Origin of the sequence: Blastococcus sp. MG754426, from assembly GCF_021699055.1 — a bacterium.
Taxonomy (GTDB): Bacteria; Actinomycetota; Actinomycetes; order Mycobacteriales; family Geodermatophilaceae; genus Blastococcus.
On record NZ_SSXC01000001.1, the window covers coordinates 62,684 to 77,248 of the forward strand.

Here is a 14,565-nt window from a genome sequence, read left to right on the forward strand (position 1 = left end):
GTCACTCGACCCCGATCTGCAGCGGCAGCGACCCGGGGCCGCCGCCGTAGCGCACCACCTCCACGGTGGGGTGCGCCGACGACAGGTGCGCGCACACCGCGTCGCCGAGCGCCTCGTCGGGGCCGACGACGAGCGTGGCCATCTCCCCGCCCGCGGACAGCAACCGGTCGAGCAGGTCGCAGGCGACGGCGGCGTGCTCCGCGCCGATCACGACGACGTCGCCCTCGGCGGAGCCCAGCACGTCGCCGGGCCGGCAGAGACCGGCGCTGGTCAGCGCCTCCTGGTCCGCGACGGCGAGCTCGGCCCACCGGGTGGCGGCAGCGGCCTCGGCCATGGCGATCACGTCGTCGCCGAAGCGGCGCTGCGGATCGCCGACGGCGAGGGCCGCCAGCCCCTGCACCGGCGAGCGGGTGGGCACCACCCCGATCTCCCGGCCGGCCTCGCGCGCCCGCTCCGCCGCCCGGGAGGCGACGGCGTGCAGGCCGGCGTCGTTCGGGAGGACGACGACCTCCTGGGCGCCGGCGGCGACGATCTCCTCGTACAGGTCGTCCTCGGTGATGCCGCCGGGCTCGCAGACGACGACGCGGGCGCCCTCGGCGCGGAACAGCTCGGCCAGGCCCTCGCTGTGCACCGCCGCGACGACCGCGCGGACCCCCGGGGCCGGCGCCGCCGGGGGCACGGGGGCCAGCGGGGTGACCGTGATGCGGTGCGGGCGGCCGGCCTCGATGCCCGCCTCGATGGCGGCGCCGACGTCGGCGACGTGCACGTGGACGTTCCACTCGCGGCCGGTGGGCGTGTCCACCCCGACGACGACGAGGCTGTCGCCGAGCGCGGCCAGCCGCTCGTGCAGGCGGGCGACAGAGGCCTCGTCGGCGTCGGCGAGCAGGTACTGCACCTCGCTGCCCGGCCCCGGCGGCGGCTGGTGCGGGGCGTGCACGTGGTCGTGCGGGGCGTGCGCGCGGCGGGCCAGTGCAGGGCGCACCGGCTGCACACCGGTGACCGTGCGGACGAGGGCGTCCAGGACCAGGGAGAGCCCGGCGCCCCCGGCGTCGACCACCCCGGCCTCGCGCAGCGCGGCGAGCTGGTCGGGGGTGCCCTCCAGGGCCCGGTGGGCGCCGTCGGCCGCGGCCCCGACGACGTCGGCCAGCGCCGTGCGTCCCTCGTCGACGGCGGCGACGGCGGCCTCCCCCGCGGCCCGGGCGACGGTGAGGAAGGTGCCCTCCTCGGGGTCGGCGACAGCGGTGTAGGCGCCCTCGGCGGCCTTGCGCATCGCGGCGGCCAGCACCGGCCCGTCGGCCGGGGGCTGGCCGGCGAGCTGGTCGGCCAGCCCGCGGAGCAGCTGGGCCAGGATCGTGCCGGAGTTGCCGCGCGCCGACAGGACCGCGCCGCGCGCCACGACCGCCCAGGTGGGCTCGCCCGGCGGCGCCTGGTCCAGCGCCGCCAGGGCGCCCTCGGCGGTGAGCAGCAGGTTGGTGCCCGTGTCACCGTCGGGGACCGGGAAGACGTTGAGGTCGTCGAGCCGCGCCCGGAAGTCGGACAGCGCCTCGACCGCGGCCCGGCACCACTGTCCGACCGCGGCGTCGTCCAGCGCCGTCAGCACGGGAGCAGGCTACCCACGGGCACCGACACCACCGGGCTGCGCGAGCCGCGGACCGCGGTCCGGAGGGCGCTGCGGCACCGCACCCGCGGAGCGGTTAGACTGCTGGACGGTCTTGATGCGGGTGCTGCCTTGCCCCGCCGTCTGCGAACGAATCTTCTGGGAGTGATCAACCGTGGCTGCCAACTGCGATGTGTGTGGCAAGGGCCCCGGTTTCGGTATGTCGGTGTCGCACTCGCACCGCCGCACGCCGCGCCGTTGGAACCCGAACATCCAGTCCGTGCGGGCGCTGATCGCCCCCGGCAACCGTCGCCGGATCAACGCGTGCACCTCGTGCATCCGCGCCGGCAAGGTCGTCCGCGCCTGAAAGAGGACCCCGTCCCTCTCACCGCTCGCGAGCTCGCGGTGAGCCTCTGGACGGGGCCGTTCCATCTCGTCACGAGAGCCCCGGAGGTCACCGACCTCCGGGGCTCCTCGCGTGCGGTCAGCGCCCGATGCCCCGCCCGCGCGCGGCGGTCACCACGAGGTCGACGACGGTCTCCACCGGGAACGCCGTCGCGTCCACGACCAGGTGGTAGAGGCGGGGGTCGGCCGGGTCGCGGCGGTAGAAGTGCCGCACGTAGGCCTCGCGCGCCCGGTCGTTGGCCGCCAGCTCCCGCGCCACCTCCTCGCGCGGGCGCCACGACCGGGCCACCGCCGCGGCCAGCCGCCGCTCCCGCGGCCCGTCCAGCCGGACGTGCAGCGCGTCGGCGCGGTCGGCCAGCACGACCATCGCGGCCCGGCCGAGAACCACGCCGCCGTCACCGGTCGCGATCTCGGCGAGGACCCGCTCGGTCTGCTCCCGGTAGGCCCGGGTGTCGGGCAGCGGCGCCCCCGGCACCACCCCGCCCACCGGGTCGGGCATGGTGCCCAGCGACGCCACCAGCCGCCACAGCCCGCGCACCACCGTCTCGTCGTTGGCCTCGGCCTCCTCGACCGGCACGCCGAGCCGCCCGGCCACCTGGGCGGGGATCGCCCGGTCGTGGAAGGGCAGCCCCAGCCGCTGGGCGACCGCCGGCGCCACCTCGGCCCCCGCGGCGCCGTAGGGGGCCGAGATCGTCACGACGCCCACGTCGGCTCCTCCTCGAGCACCGGCAGCTCCTTGCCGAGGAACACGGCCTCCGGCGAGCACGCGTACACCCCGTAGCCCGGCACGGGCGCGTAGCCCAGCTCCCGGTACAGCGCGACCGCCTCGGGCTGCCGCTGCCCGGTGTTGAGCACCACGGAACGGTGCCCGGCACGGGCGGCCGAGGCCTCCAGCTCCGCCATCAGCACCTGCGCCAGCCCTCGCCGGCGGAACCCCGGCGCCACGTAGACCCGCTTGATCTCCGCGCCCCCCGGCGGGTACGCCCGCCACGCGCCGCAGCCGGCCGGCTCCCCCGCCACCTCGGCGACCAGGAACAGCCCGGCCGGCGGCCGGAACTCCGCCGGGTCGACGACGGCCTCGTCGCGGCCGCCGTAGCGCACCACGTACTCCTGCTGCACCTGCTCGACGAGCAGCTGCGCCAGGGGGTCCTCGTAGGGCAGCGCCCTGAGCCGGACCACCGCGCCGTCCCGCAGCACCTGCTCAGCCGAAGTGCACATGCCCCGCCCTCTCCGCTCCCACGGCCGCCAGCGCGTCCGCGGCGTCCACGCCGTCGACCCGCACCGCGGGCCCCCGCTTCCCCGGCCGGACCAGCCCGACCGGCGTCCAGCCCTCGGGCAGCCGGACCTTGCGCGGGAAGGTCGCCAGCAGCGCGTGGTCCTCCCCGCCGGTGAGCACCCACGCCATCGGGTCCACCCCGAGCGCGGAGCCCACCTGCTGCAGCGGGCCGACCGGCTCCAGGCACGCCTGCGCCAGCGCCGCCCGGTCCAGGTCGAGCACGACGCCGCTGGCCTCCGCGATGTGCCCGGCGTCGGCGAGCAGCCCGTCGCTCACGTCGCACATCGCGGTGGCGCCCGCGTCGGCCGCCACCTGCCCCGCCGCGTACGGCGGCGTCGGGCGCCGGTGCGCCGACACCACGGCCAGCGGGCTGCTGAACCCGCGACGCAGCACCGCCAGCCCGGCCGCCGACCACCCCAGCCGCCCCGCCAGCGCGACGACGTCGCCGGGCCGTGCGCCCGACCGCAGGACGGGCGCCCGGCCGGCCAGGTCGCCCAGGGCGGTGACCGACAGGACGACGGCGGTGCTGCCGGGGGCGGCGGCCACGGTGTCCCCGCCCACCACGGCGGCCCCCTGGGGTGCGCACTCGTCGGCCAGGCCGGTGGCGACCCCCTCCAGCCAGCTGGTGGGCGTGTCCGGCGGGCAGGCCAGCCCCACCACGAGCGCCGTCGTGCGGGCGCCCATCGCCGCGACGTCGGCCAGGTTCGCCGCGGCCGCCTTGTGCCCGATGTCCTCGGCCGAGGACCAGTCCCGCCGGAAGTGCCGCCCCTCCACGAGCACGTCGGTGGTGGCGACGACCCGCCGGTCGGGGGTGCGCACCACGGCGGCGTCGTCGCCGGGGCCGACGTCGGCGGCCGCCGCGGTGCCCGACCGGGCCAGCACGCGGGCGATGACGCCGAACTCCCCGACGACCCGCACGCTGTCGGCCGGATCGCCGCGTGGGACCAGGGGGCGGGGTCGGCTCATCGATGCTCTCCAGTCGCTGCGGTAGGTTGCCGACGAGTCCGCCAGCCGGCGGGGACGACGTCTCGGCACTGTTGCCGGAGGAAGGATCTCCCGTGGTCCACGCCTACATCCTCATCCAGACCGAAGTCGGCAAGGCCGCCCAGGTCGCCAAGACGATCAGCGAGATCAGCGGTGTCACCAAGGCCGAGGACGTCACCGGCCCGTACGACGTGATCGTGCGCGCCGAGGCCGACACCGTCGACGAGCTCGGCCGCCTCGTGGTCGCCCGGGTGCAGTCGGTCGACGGGATCACCCGGACGCTGACCTGCCCGGTCGTCAACATCTGAGCGCTCGCCCCGTGGACCCGCTGCGCCGGGCCGCGATCCTGATCACGGCGGTCACCCTCCCGGTGGTGATCGCGCTGGTCGTGCTGGTCAACCTGCGCGGCGGGGAGGAGCCCGCCCCGGAGGCCGAGGGGCCGGCCGCCGTCGACGGGATCACCCCGGTCCGCCCCGAGGACCTGCCGACGCTCGACCTGGACAGCCCCGAGCTCGGCCCCGAGGCCGAGCAGGCCTGCACCGCGCTGATGGGCAACCTGCCGCTGGAGCTGGCCGGGGAGCCCTCCCGCCGGGTGCGCTCCGAGCGCGCCAACGTCTACGCCTGGGGGGAGCCGCCGGTCGTGCTCACCTGCGGCGTGGAGCGGCCGGCCGGCTGGACCGTCGAGGCGTCGGCCATCCAGATCAACGGCGTGCAGTGGCACGTCGACACCAGTGATCCGGACGCGACGGTGTGGACGGCGGTCGACCGCCCGGTCTACGTCGAGGTGCGGCTGCCCGCCGGCGTCGACAGCGCCCCGGTGACGGCGCTGACCGTGCCGCTGGCCGAGGCCCTCCCCTACCAGGAGCCGGCCCCCGGCCCCTGAGCGCCCGCGCGCGCTCACGCCGGGGGCAGCAGCGCCAGCTGCTCCTCGAGGACGGCGTCGACCTCCCGCACCGCGTCGGGGACCGACCCGGCGACGGCGGTCACCGACACGCTGAACACGCCGTGCCAGCACCACGCGAACGCCGCGGGGTCGACCAGCCCGGCGTCCGGCACGGGGGTGTCCACGGTGAGCAGCCGGCAGTTCGCGGGCAGCTCGGGCGGGTCCACGCTCAGCACGCCGCCGTAGAGCTCGGCGTCGTTGCGGGCCAGGGCCTCGGCGTAGGCGCCGGCGCCTGCCCGCTGCTCGAACTGGTCGACGAAGACGCCGGTCATCGGGCCGGACTCCCGCCCCCAGAAGCGCTCCCACCCGTAGCGGTAGCCGTAGTCGTCGAGCACCGCGAGCTCGCGCTCCGGGTCGGGCGCGTAGGCGGCGACGTCCTCCAGCCGCTTGGCGCCGGCCGGCGGCTCCAGCTCGTCGTCGGGCAGCCGCGGCAGGCCCGAGGGCACGTCCCGGACGACGAGCTCCTCCAGCTCCTGCGGCGAGGAGGGCCGGTCCGAGGGCGGGGCGGCGGTGGGGACGCCGTCGACCGCGCGCCCGCAGGCGGTGAGCAGGCAGGCGGTCAGGAGGACCGCCGGGGCGACCCGGGACCCGGTGGCGGCTCCGCCACGGCCCGGTCGCCCGGCGGTCACCGGCCCGGCCGTGCGCCGCCGGCGAGCGCCCCGCTCACCAGGCGGTCCACGAGCTCGGCGAACCCCACCCCGCTGGCGCCCCACATGCGGGCGAACATCGAGATCGGGGTGAACCCCGGCATCGTGTTCACCTCGTTGACCACCAGCCGGTCGGCGCCGTCCGGCCCCGTGGAGAGGAAGAAGTCGACGCGGGCCAGGCCCCGGCAGTCCAGCGCCAGGTAGGCGCGGCGCGCGGTGTCCTGCACCGCGGCGAGCTGCTCGGGGGTGAGGTCGGCCGGGATGTCGAACTCGGCGGCGTCGTCGAGGTACTTCGCGGCGAAGTCGTACCAGTCCACGCCGGGCCGCAGCCGGATCTCGGCGGGCAGGCTGGCCTCCGGCAGGCCCGGGCCGCGCGCGGCCAGCACGCCGCACTCGATCTCCCGGCCGGGGACGGCGGCCTCCACGATCACCTTCGGGTCGACCGCCGCGGCCGCGGCCACGGCGGCCGGGAACTGCGCCCAGTCGGTGACCTTGCTGATGCCGATGCTGGAGCCGGCGCGGGCGGGCTTGACGAAGACCGGCAGGCCCAGCCGCTCGCGCCCGGCCTCGCCGAGGAGGTCGGCGTCCGCGCACACCGCGCCGTGCTCGTCGCGCAGCACGACGTGGTCGCCCTGCGGCAGGCCGGCGGCGGCGAGGAGCTTCTTGGTGAACTCCTTGTCCATGGAGGCGGCGCTGGCGAACACCCCGGAGCCCACGTAGGGCAGCCCGGTCATCTCCAGCAGGCCCTGGACCGTGCCGTCCTCGCCGAAGGCCCCGTGCAGCACCGGGAAGACGACGTCGACCTCGGTGAGCGCCCGACCGACCGCCGCACCGGGCTCGAGGACGGCCAGCCCGCGGGCCTCGGGGTCGCCGACCAGGGAGACCGCCGTGCCGCCGGTGACCTCGGGCAGCGCGCCGCCGGTGAGGGCGAGCTGCTGGCCGGGGTCGGGCAGCACCCAGCGGCCGTCCTTGGCGATGCCGACGGGCACCACCTCGTAGCGCTCGGGGTCCAGCGCGGCCATCACGCTCCCGGCCGAGATGCAGGAGATGGCGTGCTCCTCGCTGCGCCCGCCGAAGACGACCGCCACCCGCACCCTGCCCCGCTGTCCGCTCATCGACGCGACCCTAACCGAGGGCCGGCCGCGGCCCCCGCCGCGTCGCCGGCGCACGCGCCGGTCCGCCGGGGCGGCCCGGGTGTGGCAGCCTCGTCGCCGTGCACGACGACCCAGCCCACCAGACCGCTCCCGGGGCCGCGCGCACCACCGACGGGCCCCGGCACCCCCTGGGGCTGCGCCTGGCCGGCGCCGCGGTGCACCTGTACACCGCCAGCGGCTCGGTGCTCGGCCTGCTCATCGTCCTGGCCGCCTTCGACGGCGCGGTGGAGACCGCGCTGTGGCTGATCCTCGCGACCCTGTTCATCGACGGGACCGACGGGATGCTGGCCCGGAGGTTCCGGGTCAAGGAGACGATCCCCTGGTTCGACGGCGCCCGGATGGACGACATCGTCGACTACCTGACCTACGTCTTCGCGCCCGTCGTGCTGCTCTGGACGACCGACCGGATGCCCGGCGGCGCGCTCGGCTGGGTGCTGGCCGCGCTGCCGCTGCTCGCCTCCTGCTACCAGTTCTGCCGGGTGGACGCGAAGACCGAGGACCACTACTTCCTCGGCTTCCCCAGCTACTGGAACGTGGCGGCGTTCTACGCGATCGTCCTCGACGTCGGCCCCACGGGCGTCGGCGTGACGCTCGCCGTCCTCACCGTCCTGGTGTTCGTGCCGGTCAAGTACGTCTACCCGTCGCGCACCAAGCTGCTGCGCGGGCTGAACCTGGGGCTGGCGGCGGTCTGGCTCGTCGCCTTCGCCGTGCTGATCGTCCAGTACCCCGACCCGCACCCGCTGGTCGTCGCCGTGAGCATGGTCTACCTGGCCTACTACTTCGGCATGAGCATCTGGCTCACCGTGGCCGGCGCCCGCCGCCGGCCCGCGTCAGCCGACGGCGTCCAGCGCGCGGGCTAGGTCGGCGACCAGGTCCGCGGTGTCCTCGATGCCGCAGGAGAACCGCACGAAACCCCCGGGCACGGCGTCGCCACCCCACTGCGCCCGCCGGTCGATCGTGCTGTGCACGCCGCCGAAGCTGGTCGCCGCGGCCCACAGCCGGCTGGCGCCCAGCAACCGGGAGACGGCGGCCTCGTCGGGCAGCTCGGCGGAGACCACGCCGTTCGGGCGGAGCATCTGCCGGGAGGCCAGGGCGAACGACGGGTCCTCCGGCCGCCACGGCCAGCGCAGCCCGGTGACGGCGGGGTGCCCGGCGAGCAGCTCGGCCACCGCCGCCGCGTTCTCCGCCTGGCGGGCCAGCCGCAGGTCCAGCGTGCTCATCGAGCGGTGCCCCAGCCAGGCCTCGAACGGGCCCGGCGTGCTGCCGGTGCGGTCGCGGAAGCCCTTCACCGCCGCGTGGAGCTCGTCGTCGGTGACCGACACGTGCCCGAGCAGCAGGTCGCTGTGCCCGGTGAGCGCCTTGGTGTCGCTGCCGACGGTGAGGTCGGCGCCCAGCGCCAGCGGCCGCTGGCCGAGCGGGGTGGCGGTGGTGTTGTCGACCGCCACCAGGGCGCCCGCGGCGTGCGCGGCCGCGGCGACGGCCGCGATGTCGCAGACGTCGAGCTGGGGGTTGCTGGGCGTCTCGAGCAGCACCATCCGGGCGCCGGCGAGCCCGCCCCCGGCCGCGAGCTGCTCGATCTCCGGCGTCGGCACGTACTGCACCTCGACGCCGAACCGGGTCAGCTCCTGCGCGGCCAGCATGCGGGTGGCGTAGTAGCCGTCCGAGGGGAGGACGACTCGGTCCCCGCTGCGGACGCAGGCCAGGACGGCGGCGGTCAGCGCCGCCATGCCGGTGGCGAAGGAGAGGCAGCGGCCGCCGTCGAGCTCGCCGACGGCGTCCTCGAAGTGCCGCAGGGTGGGCTGCTCGGTCCGCGCGTAGGCGTCGGCACCGCCGGCCCGCGGGGGCTGGTCGCCGAGGTGGAAGGGGGCCGCGAACACCGGTGAGGGCCGCAGCGGCGCCCCGGGCACCGCCGGGTCCTCCCCCGCCCGCACCGACCTGGTCCCGTCGCCCCACCCGCTGTCCACGACCGGTTACTCCATCACTCGGGCTTGGCCTCCCGCGACATGATCTCGCGCACCATCTGCGCCGGCGCCTCCCCCTCGTGGCAGACCCGCACGACGGCCTCGGTGATCGGCACGTCGACGCCGTGCGCCCGCGCGAGGTCGAGCACCGAGCGGCAGCTCTTCACGCCCTCCGCGGTCTGCCGGGTGCTCTGCTGCACCTCCTCGACGCTCATGCCGCGGCCGAGCTTCTCGCCGAAGGTGCGGTTGCGCGACAGCGGCGAGCTGCAGGTGGCCACCAGGTCGCCCAGGCCGGCCAGCCCCGCGAAGGTGGTCAGCTCGGCCCCCAGCGCGAGCCCCAGCCGGGCGGTCTCGGCCAGCCCGCGGGTGATCAGCGAGGCCCGGGTGTTGTCCCCGAACCCCAGCCCCTCGGCGATGCCGGCCGCCAGCGCGATCACGTTCTTCACCGCGCCGCCCAGCTCGCAGCCGACGATGTCGGGGTTCGTGTAGGGCCGGAAGTAGCGGGTGTGGCACGACGTCTGCAGCTGCGTGCCGCGGCCGCTGTCCGCGCACGCGATCACGGTGGCCGCCGGCTGCTCCTCGGCGATCTCCCGGGCCAGGTTCGGCCCGGAGAGCGCCGCCACCCGGCTGGGGTGGGCGCCGGTGACCTCGCAGATCACCTCGCTCATCCGCTTGGTCGTGCCGAGCTCGATGCCCTTCATCAGCGACAGCAGCGTGGCGTCCGGCGGCAGCAGCTCCCGCCACGCCGTCAGGTTGCCGCGCAGCGACTGCGAGGGGACCGCCAGCACGACCAGCTCGGCGTCCGCCAGCGCCTCGGCGGGGTCGGCGGTCGCCCGCAGCCGGTCGGGCAGCCGCACGCCGGGCAGGTAGTCGGGGTTCTCGCGCCGCTCGCCGATGGCGTGCACCAGCTCGGGCCGGCGCGCGTGCAGCCGGACCTCGCAGCCGGCGTCGGCGAGCACCTTGGCGAAGGTGGTGCCCCAGGAGCCGGCGCCGAGAACCGCCGCCCGCGTCACGCCGCGCTCCCCGCGATGCCGTCGCGGCGCGGGTGGCCCGGTCCGGGGTGGACGGCGGCGGGAGCTGGCTCGCCCCGCAGCTCGGCCAGCTGGTGGCGCACCCGGGTCATCATCAGGTCGGTCGTCTCCCGCAGCAGAGGGGTGTCCAGCGGCCGGCCGGCACGGACCTCGGCGCGCAGGGCCGAGAGGTCGATCGGCTCGCCGACCAGGTAGTCGGTGGGCGTGCGCAGCCGCAGGTGCAGCTTCTTGGTGTGGTAGTCGTGCACCCGCTGCGGGCCCCACTGGGCCACGGGGACGACGACCGCGTCGGTGGTGAGCGCCAGGTGCGCTGCCCCGGTGCGGGCCTGCATGGGCCACCACGCCGGGTCCCGCGTCACCGAGCCCTCGGGGTAGATCACCACGAGGTTGCCGGCCTGCAGGTCGGCCCGAGCCGCGTCGAGCGAGCCCCGGGCCGTCGAGGAGTACCGGGCCACCGGGATCTGCCCCGCCGCCCGCAGGATCGTGCCGGCCAGGCCCTTGAACACGGTCTCCTTGGCGAGGAAGTGCGGGATGCGCCCGCGGTCGAACACCAGGCGGGCGCAGGCCAGCGGGTCGAGCACCGACACGTGGTTGGCCACGAGCAGCACCGGTCCGCGCACGGGGATGCGCTCGAGGTGGCGGTAACGCAGCCGGAACAGCAGGGACGCCACCGGGTACACGACCACGATGCACAGCCACAGGGGGAACGGGATGTGCCCCCGGGTGCGCCACCTGCCCTCGGGCCGGGCGCCCGGTCCCCCGCCGGCGGCCGCACCGCGCGCGGACGTCTCCTCCGTCACCGACCCGCCTCCCTCTGCTGTGAGCCAGCCCATGATCGACCCGCCCGGCCCGGCCCGGACCACCGGGTCCGGTCCGGGGCCTGCGCGCCTCCCGGGTGCTGACATTGTGGTGCCGTGTCCAGGTGGTCGGTCGTCGTCCCGGCGAAGCGGCTCGCGGCGGCCAAGACGCGGCTGCGCCCGCTCACCGCCGGCCCGGACGGCGACCACGGCGCCCTGGTCCTGGCCCTGCTCGCCGACACGGTCGCCGCCGCGCTGGCCTGCGCCCGGGTGGGGTCGGTCGTCGTCGTCACCGACGAGCCGGCGTCCGCGGACCTGGTGCGCGGGCTCGGCGCCACCACGGTGGCCGACGAGCCCGACCGCGGCCTGAACCCGGCGCTGGAGCACGGCGCGGGGTCCACCGGGAGCACGCACGTGGCCGCCCTCTCCTCCGACCTGCCCGCGCTGCGCCCCGAGGAGCTGGCCGAGGCGCTGGCGGCCGCCGAGACGGCCCCCCGCTGCTTCGTGGCCGACGCGCAGGGGACGGGCACCACGCTGCTGACAGCCGCCGGCGTGCCGCTGCACCCGCGGTTCGGGCGCGGCTCGGCCGGCGCCCACGAGGCCGGGGGCGCGGTCCCGCTGACCGGCGCGTGGCCCGGGCTGCGGCGCGACGTCGACGTCCCCGGCGACCTGCGGGCCGCGCTCGGGCTCGGTGCCGGGCCGCGCACGACCGGGCTGGTGCGCAGCTCGCCATCGCTCGCGAGCCGGGTGGGTGCGGCACGATGAGGGCGTGGCCGAAGAGAGCGCTCCCCGGACCGATCCCCTGCCCGCCGACCGCTACCTGAACCGCGAGCTGTCCTGGCTGGACTTCAACGCCCGCGTCCTCGAGCTGGCCGAGGACGACTCGCTGCCGCTGCTGGAGCGCGTCAAGTTCCTCGCCATCTTCGCCAGCAACCTCGACGAGTTCTACATGGTCCGCATCGCCGGCCTGAAGCGCCGCCAGAGCACCGGGCTCACGGTCCGCTCCCCCGACGGGCTGACCATCCGCGAGCAGCTGGAGCTGGTCACCGCGCGCACCCAGGAGCTGGTGCAGCGCCACTCCGACGTCTTCAACAAGGACGTGCTGCCGCGCCTGGAGGAGTCCGGCATCCGGATCGTGCACTGGGAGGACCTCGCCGACGAGGACACCCGCCGGTTGCGGGACTACTTCCGCGACCAGGTGTTCCCCGTGCTCACCCCGCTGGCGGTCGACCCCGCCCACCCCTTCCCCTACATCAGCGGGCTCTCGCTGAACCTGGCGGTGTCGGTGCGCGACCCCGACACGGGGGCCCCGCGCTTCGCCCGGCTCAAGGTGCCCAACAACGTGCCGCGGTTCGTCGCGGTGGAGTCGGCCGACTCCACCGCCACCTTCCTGCCGCTCGAGGACCTCATCGCCGCCCACCTCGCCCAGCTCTTCCCCGGGCTGGAGGTCATCGACCACCACTTCTTCCGGGTCACCCGCAACGCCGACCTCGAGGTCGAGGAGGACCGCGACGAGGACCTGCTGCAGGCGCTGGAGCGCGAGCTCGCCCGGCGCCGCTTCGGCCCGGCCGTCCGGCTCGAGGTGGCCGAGCCGATGGACCCGCGGATCCTCGAGGTGCTCGTCTCCGAGCTGGAGGTCTCCCCCGACGACGTCGTCCACGTGCCCGGCCTGCTGGACCTCGCCTCGCTCATGGCGCTCTACGACCTCGACCGGCCCGAGCTCAAGGACGAGCCGTTCGTGCCGGCGACGCACCCGCGGCTGTCCGAGGGCGAGACGCCCAAGAGCGTCTTCGCCACCCTCCGCGAGGGCGACGTCCTGGTGCACCACCCCTACCACTCGTTCGCCACGAGCGTGCAGCGGTTCATCGAGCAGGCGGCGGCCGACCCGCACGTGCTGGCGATCAAGCAGACGCTGTACCGCACCTCCGGGGACTCGCCGATCGTCAACGCGCTCATCGAGGCGGCCGAGGCCGGCAAGCAGGTGGTCGTGCTCGTCGAGATCAAGGCACGCTTCGACGAGGAGGCCAACATCAGCTGGGCCCGCTCGCTCGAGCGCGCCGGCTGCCACGTCGTCTACGGCCTGGTCGGGCTCAAGACCCACTGCAAGACCGCCCTGGTGGTGCGCCGGGAGCAGGGCGTCATCCGCCGGTACTGCCACATCGGCACGGGCAACTACAACCCCAAGACCGCCCGCATCTACGAGGACCTGGGCATCCTCACCGCCGACCCCCGGGTGGGCGCGGACCTCACCGACCTGTTCAACGTGCTCACCGGCTACTCGCGGCAGACCAACTACCGCACGCTCCTGGTGGCGCCGCACGGCATCCGCACCGGGCTGATCGAGAAGATCCGCCGCGAGGCCCGCCACGCCGCCGAGGGCCGGCCGTCGGGCATCCGCATCAAGGCGAACTCGATCGTCGACGAGCGGCTCATCGACGCGCTCTACGAGGCCTCGCGCGCGGGCGTCCCGGTCGAGCTGTTCGTCCGCGGCATCTGCGCGCTCCGGCCCGGGGTGCCCGGTCTGTCGGAGACCATCCGCGTGCGCTCGATCGTCGGCCGCTTCCTGGAGCACTCGCGGGTCATGTCCTTCCACAACGGCGGGGACCCGGAGTGGTGGATCGGGAGCTCGGACCTCATGCACCGCAACCTCGACCGCCGCGTGGAGGTGCTGCTCCGCGTCTGCGACGAGGCGGCCCGCACCCAGCTGCGCGAGGCGCTCGAGCCGGCGATGGCTCCCGGGGTCCGCTGCTGGGAGCTGCGCAGCGACGGGAGCTGGGAGCGGCTGGCGGGCCGGGACCACCAGGCCGCGCTGATGCGGAGGGCCCATGAGCTCGCCGGCTGAGCGCCGCACCGTCGTCGCCGCGGGCGGCGTGGTCTGGCGCCCGGCCGACGGCGGCGGGATCGAGGTCGCCGTGGTGCACCGCGCCCGCTACGACGACTGGTCGCTGCCCAAGGGCAAGCTCGACGCCGGCGAGCACCCCCTGCAGGCGGCCTGCCGGGAGGTGCTCGAGGAGACGGGGCTGGAGGTGGTCGCCGGGCGCCGCTGCCCGACCACCCGCTACGCCGTCGACGGGGCGCCCAAGCGGGTCGACTACTGGGCGATGCGCTGCGTGGGCGGCAGCTTCGTACCCAACGACGAGGTCGACGAGCTGCGCTGGCTCCCCCCCGGCGACGCCGGCGCGCAGCTGACCCACGACCACGACCGGCTGGTGGTCGCCGACGCCGCCCGCACCGACGTCCCGCGAGAGGTGGCCGTCCTGCTGGTGCGCCACGGCCGCGCGGGGAGCAAGCAGGAGTTCGACGGCCCCGACGACCTGCGCCCGCTGGACACCAAGGGGCTGCGCCAGGCGCAGCGGCTGGCCGGCGCGCTGCCGCTCTTCTCCCCGGGCGCGGTGGCGTCGGCACCGCCGCTGCGCTGCCGCTCGACGGTGGAGCCCCTGGCGGAGCGGCTCGGCCTGGACGTGCGCGAGCGACCGGAGTTCGGCGAGGAGTGCTTCGCCGAGGACCCGCAGGCGGCGCTCACCGCGCTCGAGCGGCTGCTCGGCGCCGGCCCGGACGCGGGGGTCTCCGTGGTGTGCAGCCAGGGCGGGGCCATCCCGTCGCTGCTGCAGGCGCTCGGGGTGCACGGCCACGGCGTCCCCGGCCTGCCGCCGCCGGCCGCCAAGGGCAGCGTCTGGGCCCTGGGCGGGCGGTCCGGTGCGCTGGCGGCCGACTACTACCGCGACTTCGAGCCCGACCCCGACGCCCCCCGCTGAGGCCTCTCGCCGAGA

At 76.1% G+C, this 14,565-nt stretch carries 16 protein-coding genes; 7 read left to right on the top strand and 9 right to left on the bottom strand.

All coding sequences use genetic code 11. The features are described from left to right. Nucleotide 1: 1 nt before the first annotated feature. Nucleotides 2-1,600: a DAK2 domain-containing protein gene (locus E9549_RS00340; protein ID WP_236824585.1), complete on the bottom strand. Its 1,599-nt coding sequence runs from the start codon at nt 1,598-1,600 to the stop codon at nt 2-4. A gap of 172 nt (nt 1,601-1,772) precedes the next feature. On the opposite strand from E9549_RS00340, the gene rpmB reads away from it, so the two are divergent. Next, nucleotides 1,773-1,964, top strand: coding sequence for a 50S ribosomal protein L28 (gene rpmB / locus E9549_RS00345; RefSeq protein ID WP_104523111.1), 192 nt, complete (start codon nt 1,773-1,775; stop codon nt 1,962-1,964). Nucleotides 1,965-2,081: 117 nt separating this feature from the next. Here the strand turns inward: rpmB and E9549_RS00350 are convergent, their stop codons facing one another. From E9549_RS00350 to E9549_RS00360, 3 genes are read right to left on the bottom strand one after another with little or no spacing between them, the layout of a single operon-like run. Beyond that, nucleotides 2,082-2,708, bottom strand: a complete 627-nt coding sequence (locus tag E9549_RS00350) for an AAA family ATPase (protein WP_236824586.1) — start codon at nt 2,706-2,708, stop codon at nt 2,082-2,084. Next, a complete protein-coding gene (locus E9549_RS00355) occupies nt 2,696-3,220 on the bottom strand; it encodes a GNAT family N-acetyltransferase (protein WP_236824587.1) in 525 nt (174 codons plus the stop codon). Before E9549_RS00355 ends, E9549_RS00350 begins: the two co-directional genes overlap by 13 nt. Continuing rightward, nucleotides 3,204-4,244: a thiamine-phosphate kinase gene (locus tag E9549_RS00360; RefSeq protein ID WP_236824588.1), complete on the bottom strand. Its 1,041-nt coding sequence runs from the start codon at nt 4,242-4,244 to the stop codon at nt 3,204-3,206. The genes E9549_RS00355 and E9549_RS00360 overlap by 17 nt, the downstream gene beginning before the upstream one ends. A 92-nt stretch (nt 4,245-4,336) precedes the next feature. Between E9549_RS00360 and E9549_RS00365 the strand changes: the two genes are divergently transcribed. Together E9549_RS00365 and E9549_RS00370 are read left to right on the top strand one after the other, a co-directional pair. Next, nucleotides 4,337-4,570 (top strand): Lrp/AsnC ligand binding domain-containing protein, encoded by a 234-nt coding sequence (locus tag E9549_RS00365; protein WP_236824589.1) that lies wholly within the window; start codon nt 4,337-4,339, stop codon nt 4,568-4,570. A gap of 11 nt (nt 4,571-4,581) precedes the next feature. Beyond that, nucleotides 4,582-5,145 (top strand): DUF3515 domain-containing protein, encoded by a 564-nt coding sequence (locus E9549_RS00370; protein WP_236824590.1) that lies wholly within the window; start codon nt 4,582-4,584, stop codon nt 5,143-5,145. Nucleotides 5,146-5,159: 14 nt separating this feature from the next. Here the strand turns inward: E9549_RS00370 and E9549_RS00375 are convergent, their stop codons facing one another. Both E9549_RS00375 and E9549_RS00380 read right to left on the bottom strand, forming a co-directional pair. Next, entirely contained in the window at nt 5,160-5,834 is a 675-nt protein-coding gene (locus tag E9549_RS00375; protein ID WP_236824591.1) for a hypothetical protein, read from the bottom strand. Further along, on the bottom strand, nt 5,831-6,967 hold the full coding sequence (locus tag E9549_RS00380; protein ID WP_236824592.1) for a D-alanine--D-alanine ligase family protein: 1,137 nt from the start codon (nt 6,965-6,967) through the stop codon (nt 5,831-5,833). Before E9549_RS00380 ends, E9549_RS00375 begins: the two co-directional genes overlap by 4 nt. A 98-nt stretch (nt 6,968-7,065) precedes the next feature. On the opposite strand from E9549_RS00380, the gene E9549_RS00385 reads away from it, so the two are divergent. Beyond that, nucleotides 7,066-7,866 carry a phosphatidylcholine/phosphatidylserine synthase gene (locus E9549_RS00385; RefSeq protein ID WP_236824593.1) on the top strand — a complete coding sequence of 267 codons (801 nt, stop codon included), beginning with the start codon at nt 7,066-7,068 and terminating at the stop codon, nt 7,864-7,866. On the opposite strand, the gene E9549_RS00390 is transcribed toward E9549_RS00385, so the two are convergent. The 3 genes from E9549_RS00390 to E9549_RS00400 are packed head-to-tail and all read right to left on the bottom strand — an operon-like array spanning nt 7,837 to nt 10,798. Continuing rightward, entirely contained in the window at nt 7,837-8,970 is a 1,134-nt protein-coding gene (locus E9549_RS00390) for a cystathionine gamma-lyase (protein ID WP_236824594.1), read from the bottom strand. The genes E9549_RS00385 and E9549_RS00390 overlap by 30 nt on opposite strands. Nucleotides 8,971-8,984: 14 nt before the next feature. Further along, a complete protein-coding gene (locus E9549_RS00395) occupies nt 8,985-9,980 on the bottom strand; it encodes an NAD(P)H-dependent glycerol-3-phosphate dehydrogenase (protein WP_236824595.1) in 996 nt (331 codons plus the stop codon). After that, nucleotides 9,977-10,798: a 1-acyl-sn-glycerol-3-phosphate acyltransferase gene (locus E9549_RS00400; RefSeq protein ID WP_236824596.1), complete on the bottom strand. Its 822-nt coding sequence runs from the start codon at nt 10,796-10,798 to the stop codon at nt 9,977-9,979. The genes E9549_RS00395 and E9549_RS00400 overlap by 4 nt, the downstream gene beginning before the upstream one ends. Before the next feature lie 114 nt (nt 10,799-10,912). Between E9549_RS00400 and cofC the strand changes: the two genes are divergently transcribed. Genes cofC through E9549_RS00415 form a run of 3 tightly spaced genes read left to right on the top strand, consistent with a single transcriptional unit; the run spans nt 10,913 to nt 14,550 of the window. After that, nucleotides 10,913-11,560, top strand: coding sequence for a 2-phospho-L-lactate guanylyltransferase (cofC, locus tag E9549_RS00405; RefSeq protein ID WP_236824597.1), 648 nt, complete (start codon nt 10,913-10,915; stop codon nt 11,558-11,560). Nucleotides 11,561-11,564: 4 nt separating this feature from the next. Next, a complete protein-coding gene (locus E9549_RS00410; RefSeq protein WP_236824598.1) occupies nt 11,565-13,637 on the top strand; it encodes an RNA degradosome polyphosphate kinase in 2,073 nt (690 codons plus the stop codon). Next, entirely contained in the window at nt 13,621-14,550 is a 930-nt protein-coding gene (locus E9549_RS00415; RefSeq protein WP_236824599.1) for a bifunctional NUDIX hydrolase/histidine phosphatase family protein, read from the top strand. The genes E9549_RS00410 and E9549_RS00415 overlap by 17 nt, the downstream gene beginning before the upstream one ends. Nucleotides 14,551-14,565: the final 15 nt, after the last annotated feature.

What these genes read in the sequence shown, in the direction of transcription:
- E9549_RS00355 (WP_236824587.1), bottom strand. Translation starts at nt 3,220, where the DNA reads ATGTGCACTTCGGCTGAGCAGGTGCTGCGGGACGGCGCGGTGGTCCGG.
- E9549_RS00360 (WP_236824588.1), bottom strand. Translation starts at nt 4,244, where the DNA reads ATGAGCCGACCCCGCCCCCTGGTCCCACGCGGCGATCCGGCCGACAGC.
- E9549_RS00380 (WP_236824592.1), bottom strand. Translation starts at nt 6,967, where the DNA reads ATGAGCGGACAGCGGGGCAGGGTGCGGGTGGCGGTCGTCTTCGGCGGG.
- E9549_RS00415 (WP_236824599.1), top strand. Translation starts at nt 13,621, where the DNA reads ATGAGCTCGCCGGCTGAGCGCCGCACCGTCGTCGCCGCGGGCGGCGTG.